General features: G+C 53.5%; 23 protein-coding genes and 1 other annotated feature. Of the genes, 16 read left to right on the forward strand and 7 right to left on the reverse strand.

Annotated features, from left to right (window positions below; genetic code table 11):
- Positions 1 to 6 precede the first annotated feature (6 nt).
- The 3 genes from NFS31_RS08960 (at position 7) to NFS31_RS08970 (ending at position 4,259) form a co-directional block, all read left to right on the forward strand.
- Positions 7 to 1,608 (forward strand): cytidylyltransferase domain-containing protein, encoded by a 1,602-nt coding sequence (locus NFS31_RS08960; RefSeq protein ID WP_251493687.1) that lies wholly within the window; start codon positions 7 to 9, stop codon positions 1,606 to 1,608.
- Positions 1,609 to 1,623: 15 nt separating this feature from the next.
- Positions 1,624 to 2,661, forward strand: coding sequence for an N-acetylneuraminate synthase family protein (locus NFS31_RS08965; RefSeq protein ID WP_251493690.1), 1,038 nt, complete (start codon positions 1,624 to 1,626; stop codon positions 2,659 to 2,661).
- A 119-nt stretch (positions 2,662 to 2,780) separates the two neighbouring features.
- A complete protein-coding gene (locus tag NFS31_RS08970) occupies positions 2,781 to 4,259 on the forward strand; it encodes a DUF362 domain-containing protein (protein ID WP_251493692.1) in 1,479 nt (492 codons plus the stop codon).
- A 129-nt stretch (positions 4,260 to 4,388) separates the two neighbouring features.
- Here NFS31_RS08970 and NFS31_RS08975 read toward each other — a convergent pair whose 3' ends face one another.
- Positions 4,389 to 5,153, reverse strand: a complete 765-nt coding sequence (locus NFS31_RS08975) for a 4Fe-4S binding protein (protein ID WP_251493696.1) — start codon at positions 5,151 to 5,153, stop codon at positions 4,389 to 4,391.
- Positions 5,154 to 5,417: 264 nt separating this feature from the next.
- Between NFS31_RS08975 and NFS31_RS08980 the strand changes: the two genes are divergently transcribed.
- The 3 genes from NFS31_RS08980 to NFS31_RS08990 all read left to right on the forward strand — a co-directional run bounded on the left by NFS31_RS08980 (position 5,418) and on the right by NFS31_RS08990 (position 8,515).
- The gene (locus tag NFS31_RS08980) at positions 5,418 to 6,413 is read left to right on the forward strand and encodes a hypothetical protein (RefSeq protein ID WP_251493699.1); all 996 of its coding nucleotides are present in this window, start codon (positions 5,418 to 5,420) and stop codon (positions 6,411 to 6,413) included.
- 202 nt (positions 6,414 to 6,615) lie between these two features.
- A complete protein-coding gene (wecB, locus tag NFS31_RS08985) occupies positions 6,616 to 7,722 on the forward strand; it encodes a non-hydrolyzing UDP-N-acetylglucosamine 2-epimerase (RefSeq protein ID WP_251493948.1) in 1,107 nt (368 codons plus the stop codon).
- Positions 7,723 to 7,909: 187 nt separating this feature from the next.
- Positions 7,910 to 8,515, forward strand: coding sequence for a hypothetical protein (locus tag NFS31_RS08990; protein ID WP_331482570.1), 606 nt, complete (start codon positions 7,910 to 7,912; stop codon positions 8,513 to 8,515).
- Here the strand turns inward: NFS31_RS08990 and NFS31_RS08995 are convergent.
- Positions 8,490 to 9,377: a LysR family transcriptional regulator gene (locus NFS31_RS08995; protein ID WP_251493703.1), complete on the reverse strand. Its 888-nt coding sequence runs from the start codon at positions 9,375 to 9,377 to the stop codon at positions 8,490 to 8,492. The genes NFS31_RS08990 and NFS31_RS08995 overlap by 26 nt on opposite strands.
- Before the next feature lie 366 nt (positions 9,378 to 9,743).
- Here NFS31_RS08995 and leuC point away from each other — a divergent pair, with 366 nt between their 5' ends.
- From leuC to NFS31_RS09035, 8 genes are all read left to right on the forward strand, one after another.
- Positions 9,744 to 11,009: a 3-isopropylmalate dehydratase large subunit gene (gene leuC / locus NFS31_RS09000; RefSeq protein WP_251493706.1), complete on the forward strand. Its 1,266-nt coding sequence runs from the start codon at positions 9,744 to 9,746 to the stop codon at positions 11,007 to 11,009.
- Between the two features lie 12 nt (positions 11,010 to 11,021).
- A complete protein-coding gene (leuD, locus tag NFS31_RS09005; protein ID WP_251493709.1) occupies positions 11,022 to 11,522 on the forward strand; it encodes a 3-isopropylmalate dehydratase small subunit in 501 nt (166 codons plus the stop codon).
- A 99-nt stretch (positions 11,523 to 11,621) separates the two neighbouring features.
- Positions 11,622 to 11,882: a sodium ion-translocating decarboxylase subunit beta gene (locus NFS31_RS09010; RefSeq protein ID WP_251493712.1), complete on the forward strand. Its 261-nt coding sequence runs from the start codon at positions 11,622 to 11,624 to the stop codon at positions 11,880 to 11,882.
- A 78-nt stretch (positions 11,883 to 11,960) separates the two neighbouring features.
- Positions 11,961 to 12,998 carry a hypothetical protein gene (locus NFS31_RS09015; RefSeq protein ID WP_251493716.1) on the forward strand — a complete coding sequence of 346 codons (1,038 nt, stop codon included), beginning with the start codon at positions 11,961 to 11,963 and terminating at the stop codon, positions 12,996 to 12,998.
- An 84-nt stretch (positions 12,999 to 13,082) separates the two neighbouring features.
- Positions 13,083 to 13,550 carry a Cys-tRNA(Pro) deacylase gene (gene ybaK / locus NFS31_RS09020; RefSeq protein WP_251493719.1) on the forward strand — a complete coding sequence of 156 codons (468 nt, stop codon included), beginning with the start codon at positions 13,083 to 13,085 and terminating at the stop codon, positions 13,548 to 13,550.
- Between the two features lie 447 nt (positions 13,551 to 13,997).
- Entirely contained in the window at positions 13,998 to 14,834 is an 837-nt protein-coding gene (locus tag NFS31_RS09025) for a cell wall hydrolase (protein ID WP_251493723.1), read from the forward strand.
- An 82-nt stretch (positions 14,835 to 14,916) separates the two neighbouring features.
- Positions 14,917 to 16,614, forward strand: coding sequence for a phosphoenolpyruvate carboxykinase (ATP) (locus NFS31_RS09030; RefSeq protein WP_251493726.1), 1,698 nt, complete (start codon positions 14,917 to 14,919; stop codon positions 16,612 to 16,614).
- A gap of 159 nt (positions 16,615 to 16,773) precedes the next feature.
- Entirely contained in the window at positions 16,774 to 18,453 is a 1,680-nt protein-coding gene (locus tag NFS31_RS09035; protein WP_251493730.1) for a methyl-accepting chemotaxis protein, read from the forward strand.
- A 249-nt stretch (positions 18,454 to 18,702) separates the two neighbouring features.
- On the opposite strand, the gene NFS31_RS09040 is transcribed toward NFS31_RS09035, so the two are convergent.
- The 3 genes from NFS31_RS09040 to NFS31_RS09050 are packed head-to-tail and all read right to left on the reverse strand — an operon-like array spanning position 18,703 to position 20,351.
- The gene (locus NFS31_RS09040) at positions 18,703 to 19,287 is read right to left on the reverse strand and encodes a hypothetical protein (RefSeq protein ID WP_251493732.1); all 585 of its coding nucleotides are present in this window, start codon (positions 19,285 to 19,287) and stop codon (positions 18,703 to 18,705) included.
- Entirely contained in the window at positions 19,268 to 19,816 is a 549-nt protein-coding gene (locus tag NFS31_RS09045) for a hypothetical protein (protein WP_251493734.1), read from the reverse strand. Before NFS31_RS09045 ends, NFS31_RS09040 begins: the two co-directional genes overlap by 20 nt.
- A complete protein-coding gene (locus NFS31_RS09050; protein WP_331482573.1) occupies positions 19,806 to 20,351 on the reverse strand; it encodes an RNA polymerase sigma factor in 546 nt (181 codons plus the stop codon). Before NFS31_RS09050 ends, NFS31_RS09045 begins: the two co-directional genes overlap by 11 nt.
- A gap of 271 nt (positions 20,352 to 20,622) precedes the next feature.
- Between NFS31_RS09050 and NFS31_RS09055 the strand changes: the two genes are divergently transcribed.
- Entirely contained in the window at positions 20,623 to 21,309 is a 687-nt protein-coding gene (locus NFS31_RS09055; RefSeq protein ID WP_251493736.1) for an HAD family hydrolase, read from the forward strand.
- A gap of 100 nt (positions 21,310 to 21,409) precedes the next feature.
- Positions 21,410 to 21,664: a binding site (T-box leader), on the forward strand.
- A 93-nt stretch (positions 21,665 to 21,757) separates the two neighbouring features.
- On the forward strand, positions 21,758 to 24,169 hold the full coding sequence (gene leuS / locus NFS31_RS09060) for a leucine--tRNA ligase (RefSeq protein WP_251493738.1): 2,412 nt from the start codon (positions 21,758 to 21,760) through the stop codon (positions 24,167 to 24,169).
- 87 nt (positions 24,170 to 24,256) lie between these two features.
- Here leuS and NFS31_RS09065 read toward each other — a convergent pair whose 3' ends face one another.
- Positions 24,257 to 25,105: a TrmH family RNA methyltransferase gene (locus NFS31_RS09065; RefSeq protein WP_251493740.1), complete on the reverse strand. Its 849-nt coding sequence runs from the start codon at positions 25,103 to 25,105 to the stop codon at positions 24,257 to 24,259.
- Positions 25,102 to 26,454 (reverse strand): MATE family efflux transporter, encoded by a 1,353-nt coding sequence (locus NFS31_RS09070; protein ID WP_251493742.1) that lies wholly within the window; start codon positions 26,452 to 26,454, stop codon positions 25,102 to 25,104. Before NFS31_RS09070 ends, NFS31_RS09065 begins: the two co-directional genes overlap by 4 nt.
- Positions 26,455 to 26,660 lie beyond the last annotated feature (206 nt).

Here is a 26,660-nt window from a genome sequence, read left to right on the forward strand (position 1 = left end):
AAAGACATGAAAATATTAGCAGTTATCCCCGCAAGGGCGGGTTCCAAAGGAATTCCCAATAAAAATATCCGTATAGTCAGCGGCCATCCGCTGATTTTTTATGCGATCCAAAACGCGATAAACTCAGAATACATAACGGATATCGTCGTTTCAACCGATTCCCCGGAGGTGGGGATCATCGCAAGGCAGATGGGGGTCGCGGTCCGGCGGCGCGATGCCTCCCTGTGCGGCGACGAGGCAACGCTGGATGCCGTGATATATGACGCGATCCCGCAGGATGAGAGCTGGGACTATATTATCACCATGCAGCCCACATCGCCGACGCTTAAAAAGGAGACGCTGGACCGCGCGGTGCGGTACGCGCTGGCTCATGAGCTGGATACGGTGATTTCTGCCATCAATGCGCCTCGCCTGTCCTGGGGGATAAAGGACGGAAAAAAGGTTCCGAATTATGAAAAACGGCTGAACCGGCAGTATCTTCCTCCGTGTTACATGGAGACAGGCGCTTTTGTCATCTCAAAGGCGTCTGTGGTCACGCCCTCTTCCCGGATCGGGGAGAGGATCGATGTGTTTGAGCTCCCGGAGGACGAGGCCCAGGATATCGATACATTTGGGGATTTGAGAAATGTGTCCTTCATTTTGAACAGGCCAAAGGTTGCGATCTATGTAAACGGAAATAACCGGCGCGGGATCGGGCATATTTACCGGGCCCTTGAAATAGCGGACGAATTTTATGTAAAGCCGGATATTTATTATGATATCAACCAGACGGATCCCACTGTGTTTGGGAACACCACGCACCATCTGAGGGGGGTGGACGGGATTGCCGAGCTGTTCGGTATCTGTAAAAGAGAGCGGTACACGCTGTTTATCAACGATATTCTCACAACCTCCATTGACTATATGATTGGCCTGCGCTCCGTGCTGCCGGACGCGAAGATTGTGAACTTTGAAGACGACGGCGAGGGGATTGCGAAAGCGGATCTGGTGTTCAACGCGCTGTACAGCGAAGCGGCCCTGCCGCAGGTAAGGGCAGGGGAGAAGTATTATATTTCCGGCAGGACTTTTATGTATTATAAGCCAATCCGCATCCGGGAACGGGTGGAGCGCGTCTTCATTTCCTTTGGAGGGGCGGATCCGCAGAACTATTCGGATCGGATCCTGGAAATGATCTGCGGGCCGGAATACCGGGCATATTCCTTTGTGGTTGTGCTGGGCAGGGCAAAATATAACGTGGACAGGCTGCTTGGCTATAACCGGTATGGGCATATAGAGGTCCTGCATGACGTCCCCAATATGCCGGAGCTGATGTCCGGCTGCGATATCGGGATCACATCAAGGGGACGGACCGGGTATGAGCTGGCGCTCCTTGGCATTCCGTCCATCGCGCTGGCGCAGAATAAGCGTGAGGAAAAGCACGGCTTTGTCTGCAATGAAAACGGCTTTACCTATATCGGGCTAAACCCGGACGATGCGATCATAAAGAGCAGCCTTGATATGTACTTGAAGCTGCCGAAAAAGAGCCGGCAGCGCTTTCAGGATACCCTGCTGGGCCATGATTTAAGGGGAGGCAGGAAACGCGTCATGGGGTTAATCAACAATTTATAAACGGGAGGGACAGGCATGGGAAGACCATATATCATCGCGGAAATGGGCGTCAATTTTTATGACACGGCGCGGGCCTTAGGCATCGCGCCGCTTGAGGCGGCGAAGCTCTATATCGACAGGGCCGCAGAGGCGGGGATTGACTGCGCCAAGTTCCAGTCCTACAAGGCGGGGACCATTGTCTCAAAGAATTCCCCCGCGTACTGGGACACGTCAAAGGAGCCGACAAAAACGCAGTATGAGCTGTTTTTAAAGCATGATCATTTCGGGGAGGCGGAGTACGGGGAGCTGTGCAGGTATGCGCACAGCAAAGGGATGGATTTTACGTCCACGCCCTTTGATTACGCGTCGGCGGATTATCTGGAGCGGATGGTGGATTTTTATAAAATCTCCTCATCGGATCTGAGCAACCTCCCTTTTATCCGCCATATTGGCAAAAAGGGAAAGGCAGTGTACCTCTCCACAGGGGCGGCCTACCTCTCGGAGGTGGACGAGGCGGTGCGGGCGCTTAAGGAGGCGGGCTGCCGGGATATCGTGCTCCTGCACTGTGTCCTTTCGTATCCGACGGCCCCGGAGGATGCGAACCTGCGGGTGATCCGGACGCTGAAAAGGAATTTCCCGGACGTCCGGATCGGCTACAGCGACCATGTGGCGCCGGATGAGAGGATGACGATCCTGACGGCGGCGTACATGCTGGGGGCGGAGGTGATCGAAAAGCATTTTACACTGGATAAGACCCTGCCGGGAAATGATCATTACCACGCGGGCGATCCGGAGGATTTTAAGAGGGCGGCCGCAAATTTTGAGCGGCTCGGGAAGGCGCTGGGAAAAGGGGAAAAGACGGTCCTGGCCTGTGAGGCGGTCCCGCGCCGCGAGGCAAGGCGTTCGCTGGCGCTCACCCGACGCATGAAGGCAGGGGAAGTGATTAAAGAAGGGGATCTGACGGCCAAGCGGCCCGGAACAGGCATTCCGCCGCAGTTTATGGAGATCGTGATCGGCAGGGCGGTGAAGCGGGATTTGGAAGAGGATACGGTTCTGACCTGGGATATGGTGTGATATATGGAAAAATGGAGCAGGGTGACAAAGACAATGCATGGGGCCGGGATGAACACAATTTTGTGTTCTATATTTGTATGGGAAAACTGATATGGAATTTTTGTGGAGAATGTGATTATATGAATAGTAAAGTGGCATTTAAAATTGAGGAAAATGAGATTGATTATCCTGTAGAACCTCCATTTCACCCGGGAATTCCATATCCGGAATATAATGGATCGATTTCAGAGCATGATAATCGTGTTTATGATATGGTTCGGAATTTGCTCCATATGTTAGGCTACGATAACGAAAATTATGGAACCCCGTGTTGGAATCCCCTGAAGAAAATAATATGTAAAGGGAATGTGGTTTTGTTAAAGCCTAATTACGTCATGCATGAAAACAGAGGTGGGGACAGTATTTGGGCTGTAATTACGCATCCTTCAATTATACGCGCCATTATTGACTATGTTTACAAAGCGCTGGAGGGAGAGGGGAGAGTCATCATTGCTGATGCGCCGGAAGGAGAGTGTGATTTTGATAAAATTGTAGCATTATCTTCTTTGAGTGCGATTGCTGAATATTATAGGGAAACTTATGATTTTAAAATCGAGGTGTATGATCTCAGGCAGATGCGATTTGAATATAAAAATGGCGTTTTACTGGATAACTCAAGATCAAAGTTAGGCGGCGATCCGATTGGTTATACAATATTTGACCTGGGAAATTTCAGCGAGCATATGAATATAGAGCACCCGGAAAGACTTTATGGCGCTGATTATGACAGAACAGAAACATTAAAACACCATTCAAGAGGTTGTCATGAATATTGCATTTCTAATACAGTTTTAAATGCTGATGTGATTATATCACTGCCCAAAATGAAAACACACCGGAAGGGCGGAGTAACATTAAATTATAAAAATTTTGTCGGTGCGAATGGAAATAAAAATTATCTGCCTCATTTCCGGTTAGGCGACCCAAAAGACGGAGGTGATGAATATGAACCCCTTGATAAAAAGGATAAGGCAATCAATTATACAAACCGCTTTTTAATTGAAAAATTACTTATAAGACCGAATAAAGTAAAGTCACTTTTGTATAAGCTGATATTTTCCCTTTATAGTAATTCAAAGAAATTTGTAAAGAATAAGAGAATAAAGAATAGTGAAATAAAGGCAGGCGCATGGTATGGAAATGATACGCTATGGAGAACGGTTTTAGATATAAATAAGATTATTGTTTATGGGACAACAGAGGGAGGGATAACACATACGCCTCAACGGAGATTTTTTAGTATTGTTGATGGAATTATAGCCGGAGAAGGGAATGGACCTTTAATACCTAAAGCCAAAAAATGCGGAATTCTGATTGCTGGCGAAGATATGCTGCTGGTTGATTTAGTGGCAATAAGGTTAATGGATATTGATTATAGGAAGATTCGTATCTATGATCAACTGATTTCTAAAAAAGAGAAAGGCATTATGAATCGGATTAACAGTATAGAAATAGTAAGTAATATTTATAATGATACGTTCGAGTGGAATGAGAGAAATTATCATTATTTAGACTTTGCTGAACCGGACGGATGGGAAGGAAAAATAAAATTACATTAAAAAGATGAACGGAAACTCTGCCGCCCTTTTTCGCAGAATTGTCTGCGGCAGAGGGCGGCAAAGGGGGATGGCATATCCTGATGGATAAGGTTTTTAGGAAAAAATCCCCAGTTGTAGAAACGCAAACCCTCAAAGAAACAATTCATTACCCTTCCGCACCTGACAGCTTTTCTTCAGTTTCTGCGCGGCGGCGGCCAGCATCAGGGGATTGACGCTCCTTGCATGGGCGGGGCAGATGGCGACGCAGCGCATACAGCTAATGCAGGTTTCCGTATCCGTCTGTGAGGGGGATTCTGCCGGGATCGCGCGGACCGGGCATTTCTGCGCGCAGAGCCCGCATGAGGTACAGCCTTTCCCGGCCCTGGGCTTCATGGGAACGCCCTTGTATTCCCTGTATGGGGTATGGCCGGGGAGCGCGATATGGCTGTTTATGCTGTCTGCCTCTATGGCGGCCCGGATTTTCCCCGCAAACTCCCCAAGCTGCGCTTCATCTTCCGCGTCGGGACGTCCCTGCGCAAACTGGCGCAGGATGGAGTGCTCCGCGACAGCGGCGACCGCCGCGGCGCAGCGAAAGCCGGCTCCGGCCAGGATGTTCTGTAATTCCAGCAGGGTATCGTCATAGTCCCGGTTTCCGTAAACAACGGCTGCGATCGCTTTTGCTCCCCGGCCCTGTATCTTTGCAAGACGGGAGGCCGCCGCGGCCGGGACGCGCCCTCCGAAGGATGGGACGGCAGTAATGCAGATGTCGTCCGGGCTGAGGATTATCCGGCCGTAATCCGCGGCCGGGTCGGTTAAATCAATGCTTTGGATATCCTGCCCGAAGGCAGCGGCCAGGCAGGCGGCGGCTTTTTCCGTGCCGCCGGTGGGGCTGAAGGTGATTTTGTATACGCTCATATGTAGTCCTCCTGATTGAAATTCTGATTTTGAATCACGGTATAGGTTGATATGTTCCATATGTTCAGGTTATACAGCCTGATTGAGAATTGTTAAATGCTTTAATTATTGACAGCTTTATGATACCATTTTTTTGTTGCAGGTTCAAGAATCTCTGATACGGATATACTTTCCTGTCTGATCGTGGGTCCTGTTTGGTGCCTGATTGCGTTATTCTTAATGGTCTTTTGTTTTGCACACTATTATCTTGGAACACACGAACTGTTGTTTGAAAGAGAAACCTGGGAAAGCCTGATTTCTTCATTTCCCTATGAAACAGAGGAATATAATTTTTCCGTCTGGGATGATAGAGATACAGGTGCTCTGGAGAGGTATATGGAGGAGACGATTCTCCATTTCCGTCAGATTGATGAAAAAATAGAAGCAAAGAAAAGGGGAAAATCCTATCGTGATTACCGAAGCAAATATGAGGATGCTGCGAAAGGTGTTTCCCGTGATCTGGCGGATCTTTGCTCGCAGTGTATCGCGCAGTTTTCCGTCCAATGCGGCCTGAAGGGGGAGGAGGCTGCTATCTGGAAGTCGGTTTATGCGGAGTTTCTAAGGCAGATCTGCCCGGAGGCCGCTCCGCCCGCCGGCGTGTATTCCATGGAAGAGGCGCTCTTTATGATGGCGGCCGTGGGGGACGCCCGGAGCCTGAACTTAAGCTGGCGGGACGCTCCGGAGGAAAACATCGGCCTGTTTCTGGCCGCCTCCTGCGCCGGACGCCATTCTGTGGCGGAGATGTTCTCCTATGAAGCGTCTGTAAAGGATAAGATTGTACAGGGATTCTCCGGTTTTGTACCCTTGTATATGGAAGAGGTAAATGGATACCTGGAATATCGTCCCGGATATGGAGACAGCGGCAGTAAGGATGCATATCCGCCATTAGATCCGGATCCTGTTTACGCAGTATATGATTATACCATGGGACGGTATTTTGATACGGGTTCCTTTGAAACGGCTTTATGGGAGGGCGCGGTATTTGCCCATGCCCATCTTCTTTCCCGTCTGGAGGCCAATCCGGGCCTGGGGAAGCTGGAACGTTTCCAGGATGAAAATAATTTTTTTGCTGAATTTGATCCTCAGAAAGGCCCGGATTTTTATTTTTCTGAGGAGAGGGAGTACAGGCCGGACAGCCTGCGGCAGCTTTATCATAGCTGGGAATGGTGTGCTATAGATGCTGAGGGGCGCCGCCAGAGGTTTTCGGAACAGTGGAAGTAGACGTAATAGTTCAGAGGTTATCTGAACTGTTAGAAGCAGACAGCGGAAACCGTGGAAATGAATCATGGAACCATAGAAACGGGAAAAAGAATTGGACGGCGCATCGCCGTTTTGGTATAATGGGAGGGAGCGCCCGGCCGCGCAGGGCGGATTGCTGATTTAATGGGTTTTACGATAGGATTACATGTGAGAAAGGATCATGATGAAAAAGATTATGCTTGTCTTCGGGACGCGTCCCGAGGCGATTAAGATGTGTCCTCTGGTGAATGAGCTGAAAACCAGGGAGAATGTGCAGACGCTTGTCTGTGTGACGGGCCAGCACCGGGAGATGCTGCGGCAGGTTCTGGAAACGTTCCGGGTGGTTCCTGATTACGATTTATCGATCATGAAGGAGCGCCAGACGCTGTTTGATGTGACCACGAATATTTTAAACCGGATCCGGGAGGTGCTGGAGACGGAACGGCCGGATGTGGTTCTGGTCCACGGGGATACGTCCACGACCTTTGTCACCGCGCTGGCCTGCTTTTATCTGCAGATTCCGGTGGGGCATGTGGAGGCCGGCCTGCGGACCTACAATATTTATTCCCCTTATCCGGAGGAGTTCAACCGCCAGGCGGTCGGGATTCTGGCTTCCTGGAATTTTGCGCCCACTGAGCTGTCAAAGCAGAACCTGATCCGGGAGGGAAAGAATCCGGAACGCATTTTTGTGACTGGAAATACGGCCATTGACGCCCTGAAAACGACGGTGCGGGCCGATTATACGCATGAGCACCTGGAGTGGGCGAAGGGCAGCCGCCTGATTATGATTACCGCGCACCGGCGCGAGAACCTGGGGGAGCCGATGAAGCATATGTTCCGGGCGATCCGCCGGGTCTGCGACGAGCACCCGGACGTGAAGGCGATCTACCCGATCCACATGAACCCGGCCGTGCGCGAGACGGCGAATGAAGTTCTGGGGGGAGATGAGCGGATCCGGATGATTGAGCCGCTGGATGTATTGGATTTCCACAATTTCCTGGCCCAGTCCTTTATGATACTGACCGATTCCGGCGGCATCCAGGAGGAGGCCCCGTCCCTTGGGAAGCCGGTGCTCGTGATGCGCGATACCACGGAACGCCCGGAGGGCATCCGCGCAGGGACGCTGAAGCTTGTGGGGACAGAGGAGGAGACGATTTACCAGGCGTTTAAGCAGCTTTTGGAAGATCAGGAGGAGTATGAGAAAATGAGCCGCGCCAGCAACCCGTACGGGGACGGACTGGCGAGCAGGCGGATTGCGGATATCCTGGAGTTTGGGGAGACGGGGGAATAAGCCTGTTCTGGCCGCTGCGGACGGCTTTATTCCCGCGGGCAACGAGCCAAGTGGGCATGCCTGCATGCACATTTGGCGACTGCCGCGAGGGTCAAATACCCCGCTGCCATGCAGCGCTGCAGAGCTGCGCGCAACGCTGGATTATGACTTTTCGGAAGAGAGAAAGTTCTCTTACCGAAACCTCTCAATGGATGAGATTATCCATCACCTCGCGATATTCGTTTCGAGGCTGTGGCAGCTCCACGTATTCGGAGAGGGCAGTACCAGAACCACAGCGGTGTTCTTCATCAAATATCTGCGCACCCTCGGGTTTGATGTTACGAATGATATTTTTGCTGAGAATGCGTGGTATTTCCGCAATTCCCTCGTCCGGGCAAACTATAATGATCTGAAAAACGGTATCTGTGAGACAACGGAGTTTTTGGAGCTGTTCTTAAGGAATCTTTTGCTGAATGAACATCATGCGCTCCATAACCGGACATTGAACATTAGAGGAGCGCTCAAAAAGCCAGGGAAACCGGACATTGAAACGGGAAAACCGGATATTAAAGATGTAAAAGCGGACATTGGAAAAATATTCCGGCCCAAAACGGCAGGTCATATTCTCAAACTCCGTGAGGCGTTTCCGGGCCGGACGATCTTTGGACGGCCGGATGTGACGGAAGTAATTGACATTAAGCCGTCCAGGGCGTCACAGCTCCTGAAGGAGCTGGCTGAACACAGAATCATCGAGCCGGTATCCGGACACGGAAAAGGCAGATACATGTTCAGGACGGAAAACAAAAGTGAATAAAGCGCCGCATGGTCTTTGTCGCGTACGCGGGCTGGTAGGCAAAGCCGATGGTCCTCTTCCGGATCGGCGCGGCGAGGGGGATTTCCATGAGGCTTCCGTCTGAGAGCTCGTCCTTTACAAAATCGCGGATCACACATCCGATTCCCAGCCCTGTCTTTGCAAATTCAATCAGTAAATCCATGGTGGTGGCTTCTAAAACCTGCCTGGGCTCAATGCCCTGTTCGGCAAAATAGGCGTCAATATGCGCCCGCGTCATATTGCTGCGGTTCAGAAGCAATATGGTCCCGCATGTAAAGAGATCCGCTCCCTCACCCTCGCGTATCTTTAAGTTGTCTAAATAGGCCCTTGTGCATACAAAGGCGTCCTCGATCTGCATAACCGGGAGAAAGGACAGGCCGCGCCGCATCCGCGGCTCGGCGATGAGGCCGATGTCAAGCTGCTGCTGTTCGAGCATGGAGATAGTCCGCGCCGTGTCCTGGCTGTCGATCAGGATGCGGACATGCGGAAACTGCTCCAGAAACCCCTTTAAATAGGGCAGGAGAATGTATTTGCACAGCGTATTGCTGACGCCGATGCGGATCTGCCCGATATTGAAATCGCGGATGCGTTTTAATTCATGCTCCCCGCGGCTTAAGGTGTCAAACGCATTGCTGACATGCTGGTACAATACCTGTCCTTCCGCGGTCAGGGAGACGCCGCGCGAGCTGCGCGTAAAGAGCGTTACCCCCAGACTTTCCTCAAGCCTGCCGACCGCCTTGCTGATCGCCGGCTGGCTGATGTAAAGATCTTTGGCCGCGCGGGAGATATTCCCCGCCCGCGCCACCGCGTAAAAAATCCGGTATCCTGATAAATGCTGTTCCATCGTTTCCACATCCTCTGCCTCTGTATGTTATATATTTCATTGATGGCCTGTGCCTGCGCATAAGATGGCCGCCCGCGTCTGCTTATATATCCAAAAGCCCCCCGCTTCCGCTTAGAAAAAAGCGCAGCGGATGCCGGCGGCCTTCTCGCATCCAAATATCCTTCTCGCATCCAAATATCCTTCTCACATCCAAATATCCTTCTCGCATCCAAATATCCTTCTCACATTCAAGCAGCCTTCTCACACACAAGCGCCCCTTCTCATAACCCTGATTCATGCCACATATTCATATTATATAATTGTATTATAACAGAACCGATGCTATAATACAATTATATAAATCATGTTTAGGAGGAGATGAAAGTCATGGGAATGACAATGACCCAGAAAATTCTGGCGGCGCATGCGGGCCTTCCTGAGGTGCGGGCCGGGCAGTTGATTGAGGCGGATTTGGATCTGGTTCTCGGCAATGACATTACGACCCCGGTTGCGATCAATGAGATGAAAAAGATGGACAACCCGTCCGTTTTCCACAAAGATAAAATCGCCCTTGTGATGGATCATTTTATTCCGAACAAGGATATTAAGTCAGCGCAGAACTGTAAATGCTGCCGAGAATTTGCGGCCAGGCACGGGATTACGAATTATTTCGATGTGGGGGAGATGGGGATCGAGCATGCCCTGCTTCCGGAGAAGGGCTTAACCGTGCCGGGGGACGCGATTATCGGCGCGGATTCGCATACGTGTACGTACGGCGCCCTAGGCGCTTTTTCCACGGGCGTGGGCAGCACGGATATGGCGGCCGGGATGGCGACCGGCAAGGCGTGGTTCAAGGTTCCGTCCGCGATTCGGTTTGTACTGACAGGAAAGCCGAATGGATGGGTCTGCGGAAAGGACATTATTTTACATATCATCGGCCTGATCGGCGTGGACGGGGCGCTTTATAAGTCCATGGAGTTTTGCGGCGACGGCGTTTCGTATCTGTCCATGGACGACCGCTTTACGATCTGCAATATGGCGATTGAGGCGGGCGGGAAGAACGGGATTTTCCCGGTGGATCAGACGGCGATGCGGTACCTGGAGGCGCATGCGACGAGAGGGTTTACGGTTTACAAGGCGGATGAGGATGCGGAGTATGACGCGGAGTATACCATCGATTTGTCAAAGCTTAAGCCAACGGTATCATTTCCGCATCTGCCGGAAAATACGAGAACCATTGACGAGGTGGGCGAGATCCGCATTGATCAGTCGGTAATCGGCTCCTGCACGAACGGGCGGATCGGGGATATGCGGGCCGCGGCCGCGGTGATGAAGGGCAGGAAGGTGGCAAAGGGCGTGCGCTGTATCGTGATCCCGGCGACGCAGGCGATCTATCTGCAGGCTATGAGGGAGGGCCTCCTGGAAACCTTTATTGAGGCCGGGGCGGTTGTCAGCACGCCGACCTGCGGGCCCTGCCTGGGCGGCTATATGGGCATCCTGGCAGAGGGCGAGCGCTGTATCTCCACAACAAACCGGAATTTTGTGGGGCGCATGGGGCATGTGGATTCGGAGATCTATCTGGCGAGCCCGGCCGTGGCGGCAGCCAGCGCGGTAACCGGAAAAATCAGCAGCCCGGCCGAGCTGGGTTTATAGGAGGAAGAGAAAATGAAAGCATGCGGACATGTATTCAAATACGGCGACAACGTAGATACAGACGTTATCATCCCGGCCAGGTACTTAAATGCCACCGAGGGCGCGGAGCTGGCGAAGCACTGCATGGAGGATATTGACAGGGAATTTGTGCGCAAGGTCGAGAAAGGCGATATCATTGTGGCCAGCAAAAACTTTGGCTGCGGCTCGTCCAGGGAGCACGCGCCCCTGGCTATCAGGTGCGCCGGGGTGAGCTGCGTGATTGCGGAAACCTTTGCGAGGATTTTCTACCGCAACGCCATCAACATCGGCCTGCCGATTATCGAGTGCCCGGAGGCGGCAAAAGCCATTGCGGCCGGAGATGAGGTGGAGATCGATTTTGACAGCGGCGTGATCACGGATAAGACAAAGAACACTTCATTTCAGGGACAGGCGTTTCCGGAGTTTATGCAGCGGATCATCACAGCCGGCGGCCTGGTGAATTATATTAACGGGAAGGAGACGCATGGAGCTTGAATTCAGTGACGCCGGAGAAGGAGAGCTTGAGACGGTTTTTGCCATTTACCGGAAGGCGATCCGGGAGATGGGGCGCTTCTGCCTGATGGAGAAAGGAGTTTGAGCGGTACGATGGACAAAAAGAAAACGGTGGTTGTATGGATACTGGCGGCCTGCGCGGCTGTTGCGGCCGGGATCGGCCTTTTTTCCGGCTCTGCGAGGAGTTTTCAGAGATCGTTTGTGATTGGGGGCGCCGACGGCCCTACCGCTATCTTTGTGGCCGGCAGGATAGGGGGCCCGGAGCTGTTCTTTACTGCGGCCGCGGTGTTCGCCGGGGCCGCGGCCGGGTATTATCTGATTCAGAAGAAGAGGAAGAAATGAGGGGAGATCCGGCCGGAGGAGCAAGAGAAGTACAGCGCGCTCCGGCTGGCGGCGCGGCAGAAAACAGGAGTTAGATAAATGAAGGTGTATGGGTCCGGAAATTTCAGCGGATGGCATGAACGGTATGAGCGGCCCGGAAAGCCGATCCGGGTGGGAAAGCGGTTTTCGTACGCAGGCTCGGAGTGGCTGGTTCCGGCGGTGTACGGCTGTAAAAACAGCCTGGTAGCAGATGTGGTAAGGCTGATTCCAAAAGAGACGCTGGCGCGTTTTGCCGGCCGGTGGCTCGAAAGGCTTAAGGAGGATCCGGCGGGAGAGGGCCTGACAAAGGAGGAGAGGCTTTTAGCAGAGGCGGAAAACCCGCTATGCTCGTTCCCCTCGTTTGAAGCGCGGATCAACGGAAAAAAGGCGGAGTGCAGGGGCTGGTGCGGGACAGGCTGGCAGCGGGTCTGGGAGAACGAGTCTCTTTACGCTTACCGGGACGAGGCGCAGGAGCTTGAGGAGGCGTACGGCCTGTGTGAAGAGGCGGGCTGGTACTGCCACCGGATCCGCTTTCTGTGGCCGGACGGGAAACGGGAGGAAGTGAGGGAGCTGAGCCTGGCCATGAAGGCCGGGAGGGAGGAATACCCCTGCGGCTGCCGTTTTACCGCCGGGCCGGGCAGCGGGGCGTTTGAGAAAACGTTTCGCCATCCCGTGGCCGGAACCATTCACCGTATCAGGATCCTGTCCTGCGAGGCGCGCGCCCTTCCGGAAAACGCATTTCGCGGCCATTCGGGAATGGGCGGGCAGGGGATGGTTTTTCCCGGGAATTATCTGGCGCTTCGCTATACGGTCGCTCCGGAGCTGCCCGGAGGCGATGAGCTGCGGGTACTGGACGCAGACGACGGAGATACGCCGGTGGCAGAGGAAGGGGGAGAAACGGGAAGCGTGGCAGCGGCCGGAATAGGTGTGATCCTGGCGGGTTCTTCGCGCCCCTGCCATCCGGATTCCGGGGACGGGGCCAGGATCAGGGAGGCCGCTTCGTCGCTGCATTTTGGGCCTGTTTCAGAGACGGGCTGGTATGTATCGGTTTCTGTGCAGCCGTATGGGCCGGAGACAGTGGATGTGCTGCAGCAGTAGTCCTGACAACTCCGGAACGGTTACGTGCTGCAGCCGTTCAGGGGATCGGAACAGTTAAGATTAGGTTGACAGAGGTTGGTAAAGATGACGAAGACGAACGTAATGCGGCTTCTCGACGCGGCCGGGATTGAATACGCCGTGGGGGAGTATGAGGTGGATGAAAATGACTTATCCGGCAGCCATGCGGCGGATGTGATGGGCGTGGATCATGACACGATGTACAAGACGCTGGTGCTTAAGGGCGATAAAAACGGCTATCTGGTCTGCTGTATCCCGGTTGACGAGGAGCTGGATCTGAAAAAGGCGGCCAGGGCGTCAGGCGATAAAAAGGTGGAGATGATCCATATGAAGGAGCTGCTCCCCCTGACAGGCTATATGCGCGGCGGGTGCTCGCCTGTGGGCATGAAAAAGAAGTTTCCTACCTTTATAGAAGAAACGGCTGTCCTGTTTGACGAGATATCTGTCAGCGCCGGGCAGCGCGGCGTGCAGGTGAGGCTGAATCCGGAAAAGCTGGCCGGATATATAGGGGCCGAATTCGCCGCCCTGATTTGAAGGGGAGAGAGAAAACAAAAGATTCATTTCTATGGAAAATGGCTGAGTTGGTTTCAGCCATTTTTTTGTTATGTACGGGCCCGCAAAGGGAAGTCTGCCGCCCAAGCAGCATGCGGGCCGCGCGGCGGCCGGAGGAAAAGCGGCTTCCCCTGCCCGGTGGTGCCGGCCCGTATTTTTAGGCTTGGAGTTTTTTAACATAATTGTAATAAATTCGGTCAGGGGAGCATAAAATAGTTACCATACATATGGAAAAAATCGGGAATATATTTGTGTATACCTCACATAAATATTAAAAATATGTTAAATATACATATATTTTGTCACAAATATATTAAAACTTATTGACATGTTTTGCGTGATTCCAATATAATACCACCATCGTTATTTGTGCAGGGCTGTACTGCTGTATAACATGTTCAGAATAACCGCTGCGAAGGAGGAGATTGTATGCCGGATATGTACTCATTTCTTCAGACTGTGCGCCGTCTGTGCCGTTTGCTTGCGCGCGGCGCGGCGAGGAGGCTGTGCCGGACCGCCGGCGCTTTTATAACCGCCCTGTCAGTTGCAATGGTGGCATTTCTCTTTTGGGCGGGCTACGCAGGGGCAAAAACCGGGGCTGCGCCGGCGTTTTACGGAGAGAGCGCGGAGGACAGGCCGCGCGGATCCTACGGGAAGAGGGAAGGATTTGGCGTGGATCCCGTGAGCCGGCTGGAGGTTTCATTGATCGCAGGCAGCGAACAGGGACGGAGATTTGTGGGAGGTCTTTTAGAACGCCGGATTCAGGACGAGCTCGCCCGCTCCGATCTGGAGGTAGAGACGCTGACAAAGGAGATCCTCACGCACAGCGGCCAGGGCGCGCAGGAGGCGCCGCGCGGCGGACCGAAACCGGGACAGGCCGAAAAGGCGATCCGCTGTACGGCCCGGGATTATGAGGTGCTGCTTAGAATCGTACAGGCCGAAGCGGGCATCTGCGACGCGAAGGGGAAGATCATGGTGGCGAACGTGATTATCAACCGGGTCAGGAACAGCGAATTTCCGGATACGATTACAGACGTCGTATATGAGCGCTCCCAGTTTTCCCCGGTATCGGACGGGCGCATTAATACGTGCGAGATCACGCAGGAGACGATCGAATGCGTGGACCGGGCCCTGGCAGGGGAGGATTATTCCGAGGGAGCGCTTTATTTTATGAACCGCAGGGGGTCTGCCTCATCCAATATCGAGTGGTTTGACCGGAAGCTTACCTTTGTGAAGGAGCATGGGGGACATGAGTTTTTTAAGTGAATTTTTAGAATCTCAGGCATTGACTTTTGTTTAACAAAGTGAGATAATGAAACAAATTTCTAGTCAGAGAAGGAGGAACAATATGTCAACCAAATCATATTATCCAATCAGCGAGATCGGTAAAGATAAGGTGGGCTTTTCCAAGACCCGTTCGATCATCGAGGCAGCTTTCTACGGTAACAATGTGGTGAAAGTAAATACCTTGAAGGAGGCATATGAATTAGCGAAGAATTCTCCGGGAACGATTGTGACGGATATGCCCGTATACAGAGGCGAGGAATTCGGCCTTGAGAAGGACGCGAAGGTGCTTCTGTTTAACGACGGCGCAATCACAGGCCGTTATGCGACGGCGCGCCGCATCGCGGGAGAGCCGGGCGTGGACTGCGAGGCGCTTGACAAGGTGGCTATGGACGCAATCTATGAGTCCCGCTGGAAAACCATGTATCATGCGGAGGTATTCGTCGGCCTGGATCCGGAGTTTATGGTAAAAGCGCATCTCTTAATCCCGGAGGGCGAGGAAAATGTGATGTATAACTGGATGCTCAACTTCCAGTATATGTCTGATGAGTATGTGAAGATGTACAGAGATTCCAGGCCGGTTGGCGACGGAAAGGAAGCCGATATCTATATCTTCTCTGACCCGCAGTGGAACGGCTCCGACCGTCCGAACGTGTCCCTTGACTGCTTATCCGATCCGCAGAAGAAGACGCTGTGCTACTTCAACACAGAGACGAACTGCGCCTGCATCCTGGGCATGAGATATTTCGGCGAGCACAAGAAGGGCACGCTCACCATGGCATGGGCCATCGCGAACCGCAACGGCTACGCTTCCTGCCACGGCGGACAGAAGGAGTACACGCTGGCGGACGGCAGCAAGTATGTTGCATCCGTATACGGCCTGTCCGGTTCCGGAAAATCCACTCTGACGCATGCGAAGCACGGCGGAAAGTATGAGATCAAGGTTCTTCACGACGATGCGTTTATCATCAACACAGATACCTGCTCATCCATCGCCCTGGAGCCGACCTACTTTGATAAGACCGCGGATTACCCGACCGGCTGCGCGGACAACAAGTACCTGCTCACCGCACAGAACTGCTCCGCGACCCTTGACGAGGAAGGCAAGATCCAGCTCGTTACAGAGGATATCCGCAACGGCAACGGCCGCGCGATCAAGTCCAAATTATGGTCCCCGAACCGTGTGGACAAGATTGAGGCTCCGGTGAATGCGATCTTCTGGATCATGAAGGATCCCACCATTCCGCCGGTTGTAAAGCTCAAAGGCGCTTCCTTAGCTTCCGTTATGGGCGCGACCCTGGCTACCAAGCGCTCCTCCGCCGAGCGTCTCGCTCCGGGCGCGGATCCGAACAAGCTGGTGGTTGTTCCGTATGCCAACCCGTTCCGCACCTACCCGCTGGCTCACGACTATGACAAGTTCAAAAAGCTGGTAGAAGAGAAAAACGTTGACTGCTACATCGTAAATACAGGCGATTTCATGGGCAAGAAGGTAAAACCGTCCGACACCCTGGGAATCTTGGAGGCCATCGTAGAGGGCAAGGCTGATTTCCACAAGTGGGGCCCGTTCTCTGACATCGAGATCCTTGACTGGGAGGGATTTGTGCCGGATATGAACGATCCGGAGTATGTAACCCAGCTCAAGGCCCGCATGAATGACCGCGTGAATGAGATTAAGGAATTTGCCGTTGCCAAAGAAGGCTACGACAAGCTTCCGGACGACGCGCTGGCAGCGATCCAGAAGGTTGTGGATGAGCTGAAATAAGCGACGCGTGCAAATATTGATAGACAGAGAAGACTGCCGCATTACGTATGCAGCCGGAGGAAGCATGCAGACAATCTGCATGTTTCCTCCGGGGGGCTGTGTGATGCGGCAGCTTTACTATACTCTGAATTTGATTACGGTACTATAAGGAGCATGGTTATGAAACATTTAAAGATCAGAGGGAAGCTGACATTGGGCTTTGGGTTCCTGCTGATTATTTTGATTGTAATGAACGCATTTTCACTTAGTAATTTACGCAGTATTTCCGGCTTGTCTGTGGATCTGTATACAGGCCCGCATATGAGCGCGGTTTCTTCTGTGGCCCTGATGAAAGATGTCTGCCAGATACAGAACGCAGCCGACAGTATGCTCCTGTCAGGCGGTTCCCAATTGACGGACGATTATGAGAATGCCCGTAAGAACATCCAGGCGGAATTGAACGCAGCCAGGAAAGCCGGCGTGATCGACGCTGCGCTGATAACCGCTTTTGAACAGAACATGTCCGCGCTGGAGACATCGTATGCCGAAATCGGCCGCTTATTGTCCGAAAACGGGCAGACGCAGGAGGAGATGAAGCGGTTTGAAGCGGTCCTCGCTGAATCGATGACCATCGCGCAGGAGATGGCCGCCGGTTCCGAGGCAAAAGCAGAAGATTTTAAAGATCAGGCAATTTCCCAGGCCAACCGGACGATCATAATTCAGGATATTTTGTTTGCTGTGATCGTGCTTGCCGCTCTCCTGGTTTCCTATAAAATAGCGGTGATCATCACTGTGCCGCTCAAAAAATTGTCTCAGGGAATGCAGGAAGTTTCGGAGGGGCATCTGGAAATTGATCTGGACAGCGCCGAACAGGACGAATTGGGTGTGCTCTCCCGTCAGCTCAATGCGACGATGTCCAATATCCGGCAGTATGTGGAGGATATTTCTTATGTGCTGGGCGGTATTTCCGACGGCAATATTTCGATGGAAATCGAACGTGAATACATAGGCGACTTCGGGGAAATTAAAAAATCCCTCAACCTGATCCTGGATTCCCTGAATGACACCATCGAACGAATCTATCTCTGCTGCACCCAGGTCAGGGCCGGTTCGGAGAGCCTTGCCTCCAATTCACAACTGCTGGCGCAGGGATCCACAGAGCAAACCGCCGCCGTGGAAGCGTTTCAGGCGTCACTGGATAAAGTCGCATCCTTAACCCGGCAGGACGGGGAGAATGCCGCCCATGTCAAGGAGATTTCCGGGCAGGCTTGGAAGGTGGTTGTCCAGAGCAACCGCCAGATGGATGATATGGTCCATGCAATGGGGGAGATTGACTCTTCCTCTCAGGAGATCGCAAAAGTGATCAAAATTATTGAGGATATTGCTTTCCAGACCAACATTCTTGCGCTTAACGCAGCGGTAGAAGCTGCGCGCGCCGGCGATACGGGCAAAGGCTTTGCGGTTGTTGCAGATGAAGTGCGCAACCTTGCGGGCAAGAGCGCGGAAGCAGCCAGTACCACCGCAGAAATGATTGAAAAATCCACATTAGCGGTGAAACACGGGATTCAGGTCGCTGACGCGACGGTGCAATCCATGAAGCAGGTGGGGAACCATGTGCAGTCAATGGCCGAGCTTTTGGGGGATATTGATCAGTCTACCAGCGAACAGGCAGACGCATTTGCGTGCATGGTTCATTCGGTTTCCCAGATTACCGGGGTTGTACATGCAAACGCAGCGGCCGCTGAAGAAAATTCGGCCGCATCCAGGGAGCTGTCCGGCCAGGCAAAGATTCTGGAGAATCTGGTCGAACGGTTTCGCACAAGAAAGCAATACGCGAAGGCGGCGGGAAGCGCGGATTAGAGCGTGTTTGAAAATTGCTTTCTGGCAGATGTGCGCGCCGCTTTGTGTTTAACCGGGCAGGTGACAGACGCCTGCCCGGCATTTATTCCCGCGGGCAACGAGCCAAGTGGGCATGCTTGCATGCACATTTGGCGGCTGCCGCGAGGGTCAAATACCCCGCTGCTCTGCAGCGCTGTAAGTTTGACGCCCCGTTGCTTGCAGCGGGGTTGTTGAATTACGGCAAATGCATCGTATTTAAGGCCGCGCTCCTCAATTGCCCCCCCCATTTTCCAGATAAGGCGGGGAGGGGATGTCGCCGGAATCGCTGTGGAGCTCGTCGTATTTCCCTTTGATCATATAGATGCCGGCAGTGATGATCGCGATGGCTACGATGGCCTGCGGGATGCTGCGCGCAAGGAACCGGAGGAAGTCCTGGGCGCGTTCGGAAAGGCGCAGGATGGGCAGCAGGTACCAGAAAAATGCGCCGGAGCCGATATTCCACAGGATGCTGATTCCAAAGAAGATAAGGCATGCGGACAGGAGCCGGCGGTATTTCTGAATGGTAAAGCGGTTTAATCCGAACTCATTCCATGGAATCAGGTAATCGTCCTCAATGGAGTAGAATTCCTCATCGCTTAAGGAGTTCAAGTTGTTGGTGTGAAAAAAGCTGTAAAACCATACAATCGGGGCCAAAAAGGTCAGGAACCCCAGTCTGAGGAAGCCGGATACGCCGAGAAGCGCTGCAAAAATCATCATCAGGCTGACGCCCTGTTTGAAAAAGCCGAGATACATCTCGCCGGCCCCGGGTATCAGGGACCAGCAGAATGTCATTAATTTACCTTTCTTTTTTGTCATAACGAAATACCTCCAGATTAAAATTTGACAATTGGTGAAGCTGTCCGGTCAACTGCTCAATGTGCTTATAATACTCCCAATGCTGTTCGGACAACTGTCCGTAGTGGTCGCCTGTCAGCTCATCTGCAGCCCGCCTGGCCGAGCTCTCCGCCAGATTGGGGGCCAGAAACAGCAGGCTTAAGGAGCAGAGGACCGCGGCGCCCACCTTTAAGCTGAAATAGAAAAACTGCAGCTTTTTTGACAATTGGTTCGATCCTGCGATAATCTGGACATCCAGCTTCCTGCTCCGCTCGAGGATCGAGGATTTCAGATCGCGGGGAGCGGTTAAAAGCTCCTTTCCGGCCGCCGCCTCGGACAGCGCCTCCAGGCACCGGGGACATACGGCCAGATGCTTAAACTCACTGTCCGAAAGCCTTCCTTTCAGGCTTCCCTTCAGGCGTTCAGGGGAAATGTGTGAGATACGCACAGGGGACAAAAGCGCTCCTTCTGTGTTTTGTCTTCTTTGTTCCTGCTTTCTGCTAAGATCCATGCCCGATATCCTCCTTTCCATAGAGCTTGCGCAGCATCCCCCTGGCACGGTAAATCTGGGTCTGCAGCGTTTTGATATTTTTACCTGTCTTGTGGACGATTTCGCCGATTTCCATCTCATTGTAATAGTAATCCAGAGCCACGCTTTTGTAGGGCTCCTTTAAGGAATTGCAGCAATCAAAGAGCTTCTGCCTCACCTCGTCCTCCAGCATCGTTTCCTCTACGGAGTCAGGGGCGGCGATGGCTGTGAAATATTCGTCGTCCGTGGGGACTGATTTCCGGCCGGCCCGTTTTAAATAATCCAGGCACTTGTTCGTCGCAATCCGGCAGAGCCAGGCGCGCTCATTGCCGCCGTCAAAATACGCCATGCTTTTGTACGCCGAAAGAAAGGTTTCCTGGGCGAGATCCTCAGCATCAAAATAATTGGCGGTGAATTTGTAGCAAATCGAGTAGATTAAATTCTGATACTGGTCTATCCAATGTTCCAGCCGCTGCTCTGCATTGATTCGGATCGCCCCCTTTCCTGTCGGTCTTATCTATTAAACGACTGGAGCCAGGGAATATCTTCATTTTTTTAAATCTGAATCATTTCCCTGCGGTTCACACCCCGGCAGGGATGTGAACCAGCGCCATGATGCCGGAATGGCCATAATATTTTTTTGTGACAGCTCAGATAACCTCTGAACCGTTACATCTTTCGGCGATAATTCTCTGGCTCATATACGCTTTTTCTTCCATTTTACCATAAATTATGTCATAATATGCTATACTGAAATACAGGACAAAGGCAGGAGGAGACGAATCGCGATGGAACACATTATCTTATTTGATCTGGATGGAACTCTGACGGATCCAAAGGAAGGAATTACGAAGTCTGTGCAGCATTCCCTGCGGGCATATGGGATTGAGGAGCCGGATTTGGAGGCGCTTTGCCCGTTTATCGGCCCGCCCCTGACAGAGAGCTTTATGGAGTTTTACGGCTTCAGTGAAGCGGACGCCAGGGCGGCGATTCCGCATTTTCACGAATACTTTGTCGGGCGCGGAATCTTTGAGAACCGTCCGTATGAGGGAATCCATGACATGCTTGAAGGGCTGTGCAGAGATGGCTTTACCCTGGCGGTTGCCACATCCAAGCCGGAGGTGTTCGCAGAGCAGATTCTGGAGCATTTCGGCCTGCGCCGGTATTTTAAGCTGGTGGGCGGGGCGGATATGGAGGAAAAACGGGTGAAAAAAGGCGAGGTGATTGCCTGGACGCTCAAGCGGCTGGGCGTGGATCCGGAAAAGACGCCGGTGATTATGGTGGGCGATCGCAGGCATGATGTGGCTGGGGCAAAGGAGAACGGGCTTTTATGCGCGGGCGTCCTGTTTGGATACGGATCGCGGGAGGAGCTTCTTGAGGCGGGCGTGGATTATCTGGCTGAAAGTGTGGAAAAGCTGGGGGAGATTCTGCGGCTTTGGGGAAAAGGACAGCGGCAGTCTCATAGAAACGCCTGATGTGTCTGTACGTTATTGTCCCCCCTGGTCAGGAGGATCTTCCGGAAGCAATCCGCCTGCCTTGACAAGCCCGCCCGGATATGGTACATTATCACATAGTTAAAATGCCGTGAAGAGGAGTAGTAGGCTGAGGGGACATATCAGAGAGCTGCCGTCAGGTGCGAGGCAGTTATGGATCGCAGCCGAACTGGCCTTGGAGCAGCCCTGCCGAAGGGAAGGCGCTAAGCGACGCTTTCCTGCGTAAGCAGAGCCGGGTCCGCCCGTTACAGAGAAGATCAAAGCGCATGTGTTATGCACATGAAATAGAGTGGTACCGCGCAGCGGAGTATGGAGTATACAGCCCTGCGTCTCTATCTTAGATGGAGACGGGGGCTTTTTACATGGGACGGCAAACAATTGTTTGCCGCTGCCTATATTTATTTTATCGAGAATGCAGGAGGAAAAAGACATGGCGCAGTACAATCACACAGCCATTGAGAAGAAATGGCGTGCCAACTGGGAGAAGAACCCGATCAATGTAAACGACGGGAAAAAGGAAAAGTATTACTGCCTGGATATGTTTCCGTATCCGTCCGGCAGCGGCCTTCATGTGGGACACTGGAGAGGATACGTGATCTCGGACGTCTGGAGCCGTTATCAGCTTTTGAAGGGGAAATATGTGATCCACCCCATGGGCTGGGATGCGTTCGGGCTTCCGGCGGAGAATTACGCGATCAAGATGGGCGTCCATCCGGCGATCTCGACGGCGGAGAATGTGGAGAATATCAAGCGCCAGATCGGCGAGATTGCGGCCATCTATGACTGGGATATGGAGGTCAACACCACGGATCCCGGCTTTTATAAATGGACGCAGTGGATCTTTGTGCAGATGTTTAAAAAGGGCCTGGCCTATGAGAAGGAATTCCCCATCAACTGGTGCCCGTCGTGTAAGACGGGGCTGGCGAATGAGGAGGTGGTAAACGGCTGCTGCGAGCGCTGCGGAGCTGCGGTGACGAAGAAAAACCTCCGCCAGTGGATGCTTAGGATCACGGCGTATGCCGAGCGCCTTTTGAATGACTTAGACAAGCTGGACTGGCCGGAAAAGGTTAAAAAGATGCAGACGGACTGGATCGGCAAGTCCTACGGCGCGGAGGTGGATTTCCCGGTCGAGGGAAGGGAAGAGAAGATCACCGTTTACACCACGCGGCCTGACACGCTGCACGGCGCGACGTTTATGGTACTGGCCCCGGAGCACGCGATGGCAAAGGGCCTGGCCACGGACGAGACGAGGGAGGCGGTGGAGAAGTATATCTTCGATTCCTCCATGCGTTCCAATGTGGATCGCTTACAGGACAAGGAAAAGACGGGCGTGTTTACCGGAAGCTATGCAATAAACCCGTTAAACGGGGCAAAGGTTCCGATCTGGCTGTCGGATTATGTGCTGGCCGATTACGGCACGGGCGCGATCATGTGCGTGCCGGCGCACGATGACCGCGACTTTGAATTTGCCAGAAAATTCAATATCCCCATCATCCAGGTGATCGCAAAGGACGGCAAAGAGATCGCGTCCATGACCGAGGCGTACACGGACGCGTCGGGAACCATGATCAATTCCGGGGACTGGAACGGAATGGAGTCGGCGGTCCTTAAAAAGGAAGCGCCGGAGATGATCGAGAAGATGGGAATCGGCCACAAGCGGGTGAACTATAAGCTGCGCGACTGGGTATTTTCGCGTCAGCGCTACTGGGGCGAGCCGATCCCGATCGTGCACTGCCCGAAATGCGGCAATGTCCCGGTTCCGGAGGATCAGCTTCCGTTAGAGCTTCCGAAGGTTGACAGCTACCAGCCCACAGGCACAGGGGAATCGCCGCTGGCCGCGATCGGCGAGTGGGTGAACACGACCTGCCCCTGCTGCGGCGCGCCGGCCAAACGGGAGACAAACACCATGCCCCAGTGGGCCGGTTCCTCCTGGTATTTCCTGCGGTATGTGGACAATAAGAACACAGAGGCGCTCGTTTCCAGGGAGAAGGCGGACAAATACCTTCCGGTGGATATGTACATCGGCGGAGTGGAGCACGCGGTGCTGCATCTTCTGTACTCGCGCTTCTATACGAAGTTTTTGTATGACATCGGCGCGGTGGATTTTGACGAGCCGTTTAAGAAGCTTTTTAATCAGGGCATGATCACCGGCAAGAACGGCATCAAGATGAGCAAGTCCAAGGGAAATGTGGTTTCGCCGGACGATCTGGTCCGCGACTACGGCTGCGATTCCCTGCGCCTGTATGAGCTGTTTGTAGGGCCGCCGGAGCTGGACGCCGAGTGGGACGACAGAGGGATCGAGGGCGTTTCCCGTTTCCTGAACCGTTTCTACAATCTGGTGATGGATAACAGGGATAAAGATATAAAGGCGACCCGGGAGATGGTGAAGACGCGCCACAAGCTGATCTATGATATTGAGCAGCGTTTTGAGCAGTTCAGCTTAAATACCGTGATCTCCGGCTTTATGGAGTACAATAACCGTCTTATGGAGCTGAATAAAAAGGAGGGCGGTATTGACCGGGAGACACTGCGCACGTTTGTGGTGCTGCTGGCGCCATTTGCCCCGCACCTGGGAGAGGAGCTGTGGCAGGTATTAGGCGGAACGGACAGCGTTTTCCACGCCCGGTGGCCGGAGTGCGACGCGGAGAAGATGAAGGACGACGAAAAGGAGATCGCGGTTCAGATCAACGGAAAGACCAGGGCTGTGGTGACGCTGCCGGCGGATGTGTCAAAGGAGGACGCCATCGCTGCCGGAAAAGAGGCGGTGAAGGACAAGCTGGCCGGAACTGTCGTCAAGGAGATCTATGTTCCGGGGCGGATTGTCAATCTGGTTGTGAAATAAAGGGTGAATAGCGCAGCAGTTCAGCCTTCGGCTCCGGGGGGTGTCGCGAAATAAGGAATGGTTCGTCATTTCGCGACAGTTTTTTACTCACCCCTTCCTTCTCAACTGCCAGAAAGCGACCGCGCTGGCCGCGGCGACATTCAGGGAGTCCGTCCCGTGGGACATGGGAATCCGCACAATATAGTCGCAGGCGGAAATCGTGGACGCGGCCAGCCCGTCGCCTTCGGTTCCCAGTATAATGGCAAGCCGTTCCTCCAAAGCCAAAGCCGGGTCATCGATCGGCACGGCGCGCTCGCTTAAGGCCATGGCAGCCGTCTTAAAGCCGAGATCCTTAAGAAGCGCCAGATCCGTTTCCGGAAGGCTTTCGGGGACGGCTTCCTGCGATTCCTCCTGCCCGAGGTATGTCCACGGGATTTGAAATACGGCCCCCATGCTGACGCGTATGGCGCGGCGGTAGAGCGGATTGCTGCACGCGGGCGTAAGCAGCGCGGCGTCGATGCCGAGCGCCGCGGCAGAGCGGAAAATAGCGCCCACATTGGTAGGATTCATGACATGCTCAAGCACTGCAATCCGTTTTGCGCCGGCGCATACCTCTCTGGGGGCGGGAAGGGGCTTTCGGCGCATGGCGCAGAGCGCGCCGCGCGTTAAGTGAAAGCCCGTGAGCTTTGTGAGAAGCGAAAATTCGCCTGTAAAGACAGGGATTTCCCCGCAGCGGCGGATGATCTCCTTTGCCTGCCCTTCCACATGCTTTTGTTCCAGGAGAAGCGAGACAGGGGTATATCCGGCGTCTAAGGCGCGTTCGATCACCCTGGGGCTTTCCGCGATAAACAGGCCCTTTTCCGGTTCATGCCGGTTCAAAAGCTGCCCTTCTGTCAGGCGGGCGTAGACGTCCAGCCCCGGGGCGTCAAAGTCTGTGATTTCTGTGATGTTTGTCATGAAGCGTTTCCTTTCTTCACAATACAATACTCCTTCCACTTCCCGCTCCTGTAATGCCATACCACCAGAAGGCAGGAAATACACCAGGCCGGCGGCATGCTGACGTAGTAGCAACGAAAGCCGACAGGCGTTGCGGCCAGAAGATACGACAGGGAAAGCCGTATGCCGAGGTTGACAAAGCCGGAGGCGGCCGGGATTTTGACGTCTCCCGCCCCCTGGAGGAAGCCGCAGGTAATATTCATGATGGTGTTGGTCCAGATAAAGAGCATCAGGATATCCAGGTGCTCCCGCCCGCGGCGCAGCGATTCCCCGGTGATGTGGAACAGGCCGAGTAAAGGATCGTCAAAGAGCAGGACCAGGGCGCTGATGGCAGCGCTTGTGAGGACGCCCATCGCGATGGCAGAGCGGCAGCCTTTTTTTGCCCGCTCTGTCTTTCCCGCTCCGATGTTCTGCCCGGTAAAGCTGGAGAGCGCGACATTAAGGCTCTGCGAGGGGATGTGGGCGAGCTGTTCGATCCGCATCATGGCCGAATAGCCCTCGATGCTCGGCGTGCCAAAGGAATTGATGAGCCTTTGCAGAATAATAAAGCCGAACGACGTCACAGTGCTCTGTAAAATGATGGGCACGCTCAGCCGCGTTAAAAGCCAGGTCTGTTTCTTCCACGCGCTCAGACAGCGCAGCCCGGGAAGCAGATCCGGAAATTGCTTTCGCAGGTAGAGCATGCTGGCGATCGCGGATCCGGCCTGCGCGATGACCGTGGCGAGCGCCGCGCCGGGGACGCCCATCTGAAAGACCAGGATGAACAGGCAGTCAAGGGCGATATTGACAAAGGCCGAGATGAGCAGGAAGTACAGGGCCCCCCTGGAATCCCCATGCGCCCGGAGGATGCCGTAGGTCACATTGTAGAGGAGCTGAAATACGATCCCGCCGGAATAGATCAGGAAATAGGCCCGGCTGTCCGCGCTCATCTCCTGCGGGGCCTTTAAAAAGCCGTCAATCACCGGGCGGGCGGCCAGGACGCACAGAAGCGTCAGCGCCGCGCTTAAGGCCGCGGCCATGAGGTAGGAGGCGGCGATGGTTTCCTTGATCTCCGTATCTTTTCCGGCGCCGAAGAACTGGGCCGCCGCGATATTCGCGCCGGCTCCGAGCGCGCTGCAGAAGGCGACCAGAAGCCAGGTCATGGAATTGGTGAGGCCGACTGCGCCCAGGGCGGCGGGGCCGATGAAATTGCCTACGATCACACTGTCGGCGAAATTGTAGAGCACCTGCAATAGGTTTGCGCCCATGATCGGGAGGGAGAAGGAGAGGATGACGGCCCACTCCGGGCCGGAGGTCATGTCTTTTTTCACGATTTAAGTCTCCTTTATAATGTCTTTGCTTATGTACCGGGCTTTTACTGTGTTGGCATTATATATTATATAGCATGGGAGCAGGAATGCAAGCAGAAGAAGACGCGGCGCAAAACGAATGTCTGCGGCCGTCATTTCATCATACGGCCTGCATCGTACAGTCAGCGCATCAGGATCGCAGACCTGTCTGAACGGTTATGCGCCTC

Origin of the sequence: Otoolea muris, assembly GCF_943193115.1 — a bacterium.
In the GTDB taxonomy this organism is placed as follows: Bacteria; Bacillota; Clostridia; order Lachnospirales; family Lachnospiraceae; genus Otoolea; species Otoolea muris.

What these genes read in the sequence shown, in the direction of transcription:
- NFS31_RS08960 (WP_251493687.1), top strand. Translation starts at nt 7, where the DNA reads ATGAAAATATTAGCAGTTATCCCCGCAAGGGCGGGTTCCAAAGGAATT.
- NFS31_RS08965 (WP_251493690.1), top strand. Translation starts at nt 1,624, where the DNA reads ATGGGAAGACCATATATCATCGCGGAAATGGGCGTCAATTTTTATGAC.
- NFS31_RS08970 (WP_251493692.1), top strand. Translation starts at nt 2,781, where the DNA reads ATGAATAGTAAAGTGGCATTTAAAATTGAGGAAAATGAGATTGATTAT.
- NFS31_RS08975 (WP_251493696.1), bottom strand. Translation starts at nt 5,153, where the DNA reads ATGAGCGTATACAAAATCACCTTCAGCCCCACCGGCGGCACGGAAAAA.
- wecB (WP_251493948.1), top strand. Translation starts at nt 6,616, where the DNA reads ATGAAAAAGATTATGCTTGTCTTCGGGACGCGTCCCGAGGCGATTAAG.
- NFS31_RS08990 (WP_331482570.1), top strand. Translation starts at nt 7,910, where the DNA reads ATGGATGAGATTATCCATCACCTCGCGATATTCGTTTCGAGGCTGTGG.
- NFS31_RS08995 (WP_251493703.1), bottom strand. Translation starts at nt 9,377, where the DNA reads ATGGAACAGCATTTATCAGGATACCGGATTTTTTACGCGGTGGCGCGG.
- leuC (WP_251493706.1), top strand. Translation starts at nt 9,744, where the DNA reads ATGGGAATGACAATGACCCAGAAAATTCTGGCGGCGCATGCGGGCCTT.
- leuD (WP_251493709.1), top strand. Translation starts at nt 11,022, where the DNA reads ATGAAAGCATGCGGACATGTATTCAAATACGGCGACAACGTAGATACA.
- NFS31_RS09015 (WP_251493716.1), top strand. Translation starts at nt 11,961, where the DNA reads ATGAAGGTGTATGGGTCCGGAAATTTCAGCGGATGGCATGAACGGTAT.
- ybaK (WP_251493719.1), top strand. Translation starts at nt 13,083, where the DNA reads ATGACGAAGACGAACGTAATGCGGCTTCTCGACGCGGCCGGGATTGAA.
- NFS31_RS09025 (WP_251493723.1), top strand. Translation starts at nt 13,998, where the DNA reads ATGCCGGATATGTACTCATTTCTTCAGACTGTGCGCCGTCTGTGCCGT.
- NFS31_RS09030 (WP_251493726.1), top strand. Translation starts at nt 14,917, where the DNA reads ATGTCAACCAAATCATATTATCCAATCAGCGAGATCGGTAAAGATAAG.
- NFS31_RS09035 (WP_251493730.1), top strand. Translation starts at nt 16,774, where the DNA reads ATGAAACATTTAAAGATCAGAGGGAAGCTGACATTGGGCTTTGGGTTC.
- NFS31_RS09040 (WP_251493732.1), bottom strand. Translation starts at nt 19,287, where the DNA reads ATGACAAAAAAGAAAGGTAAATTAATGACATTCTGCTGGTCCCTGATA.
- NFS31_RS09045 (WP_251493734.1), bottom strand. Translation starts at nt 19,816, where the DNA reads ATGGATCTTAGCAGAAAGCAGGAACAAAGAAGACAAAACACAGAAGGA.
- NFS31_RS09055 (WP_251493736.1), top strand. Translation starts at nt 20,623, where the DNA reads ATGGAACACATTATCTTATTTGATCTGGATGGAACTCTGACGGATCCA.
- leuS (WP_251493738.1), top strand. Translation starts at nt 21,758, where the DNA reads ATGGCGCAGTACAATCACACAGCCATTGAGAAGAAATGGCGTGCCAAC.
- NFS31_RS09065 (WP_251493740.1), bottom strand. Translation starts at nt 25,105, where the DNA reads ATGACAAACATCACAGAAATCACAGACTTTGACGCCCCGGGGCTGGAC.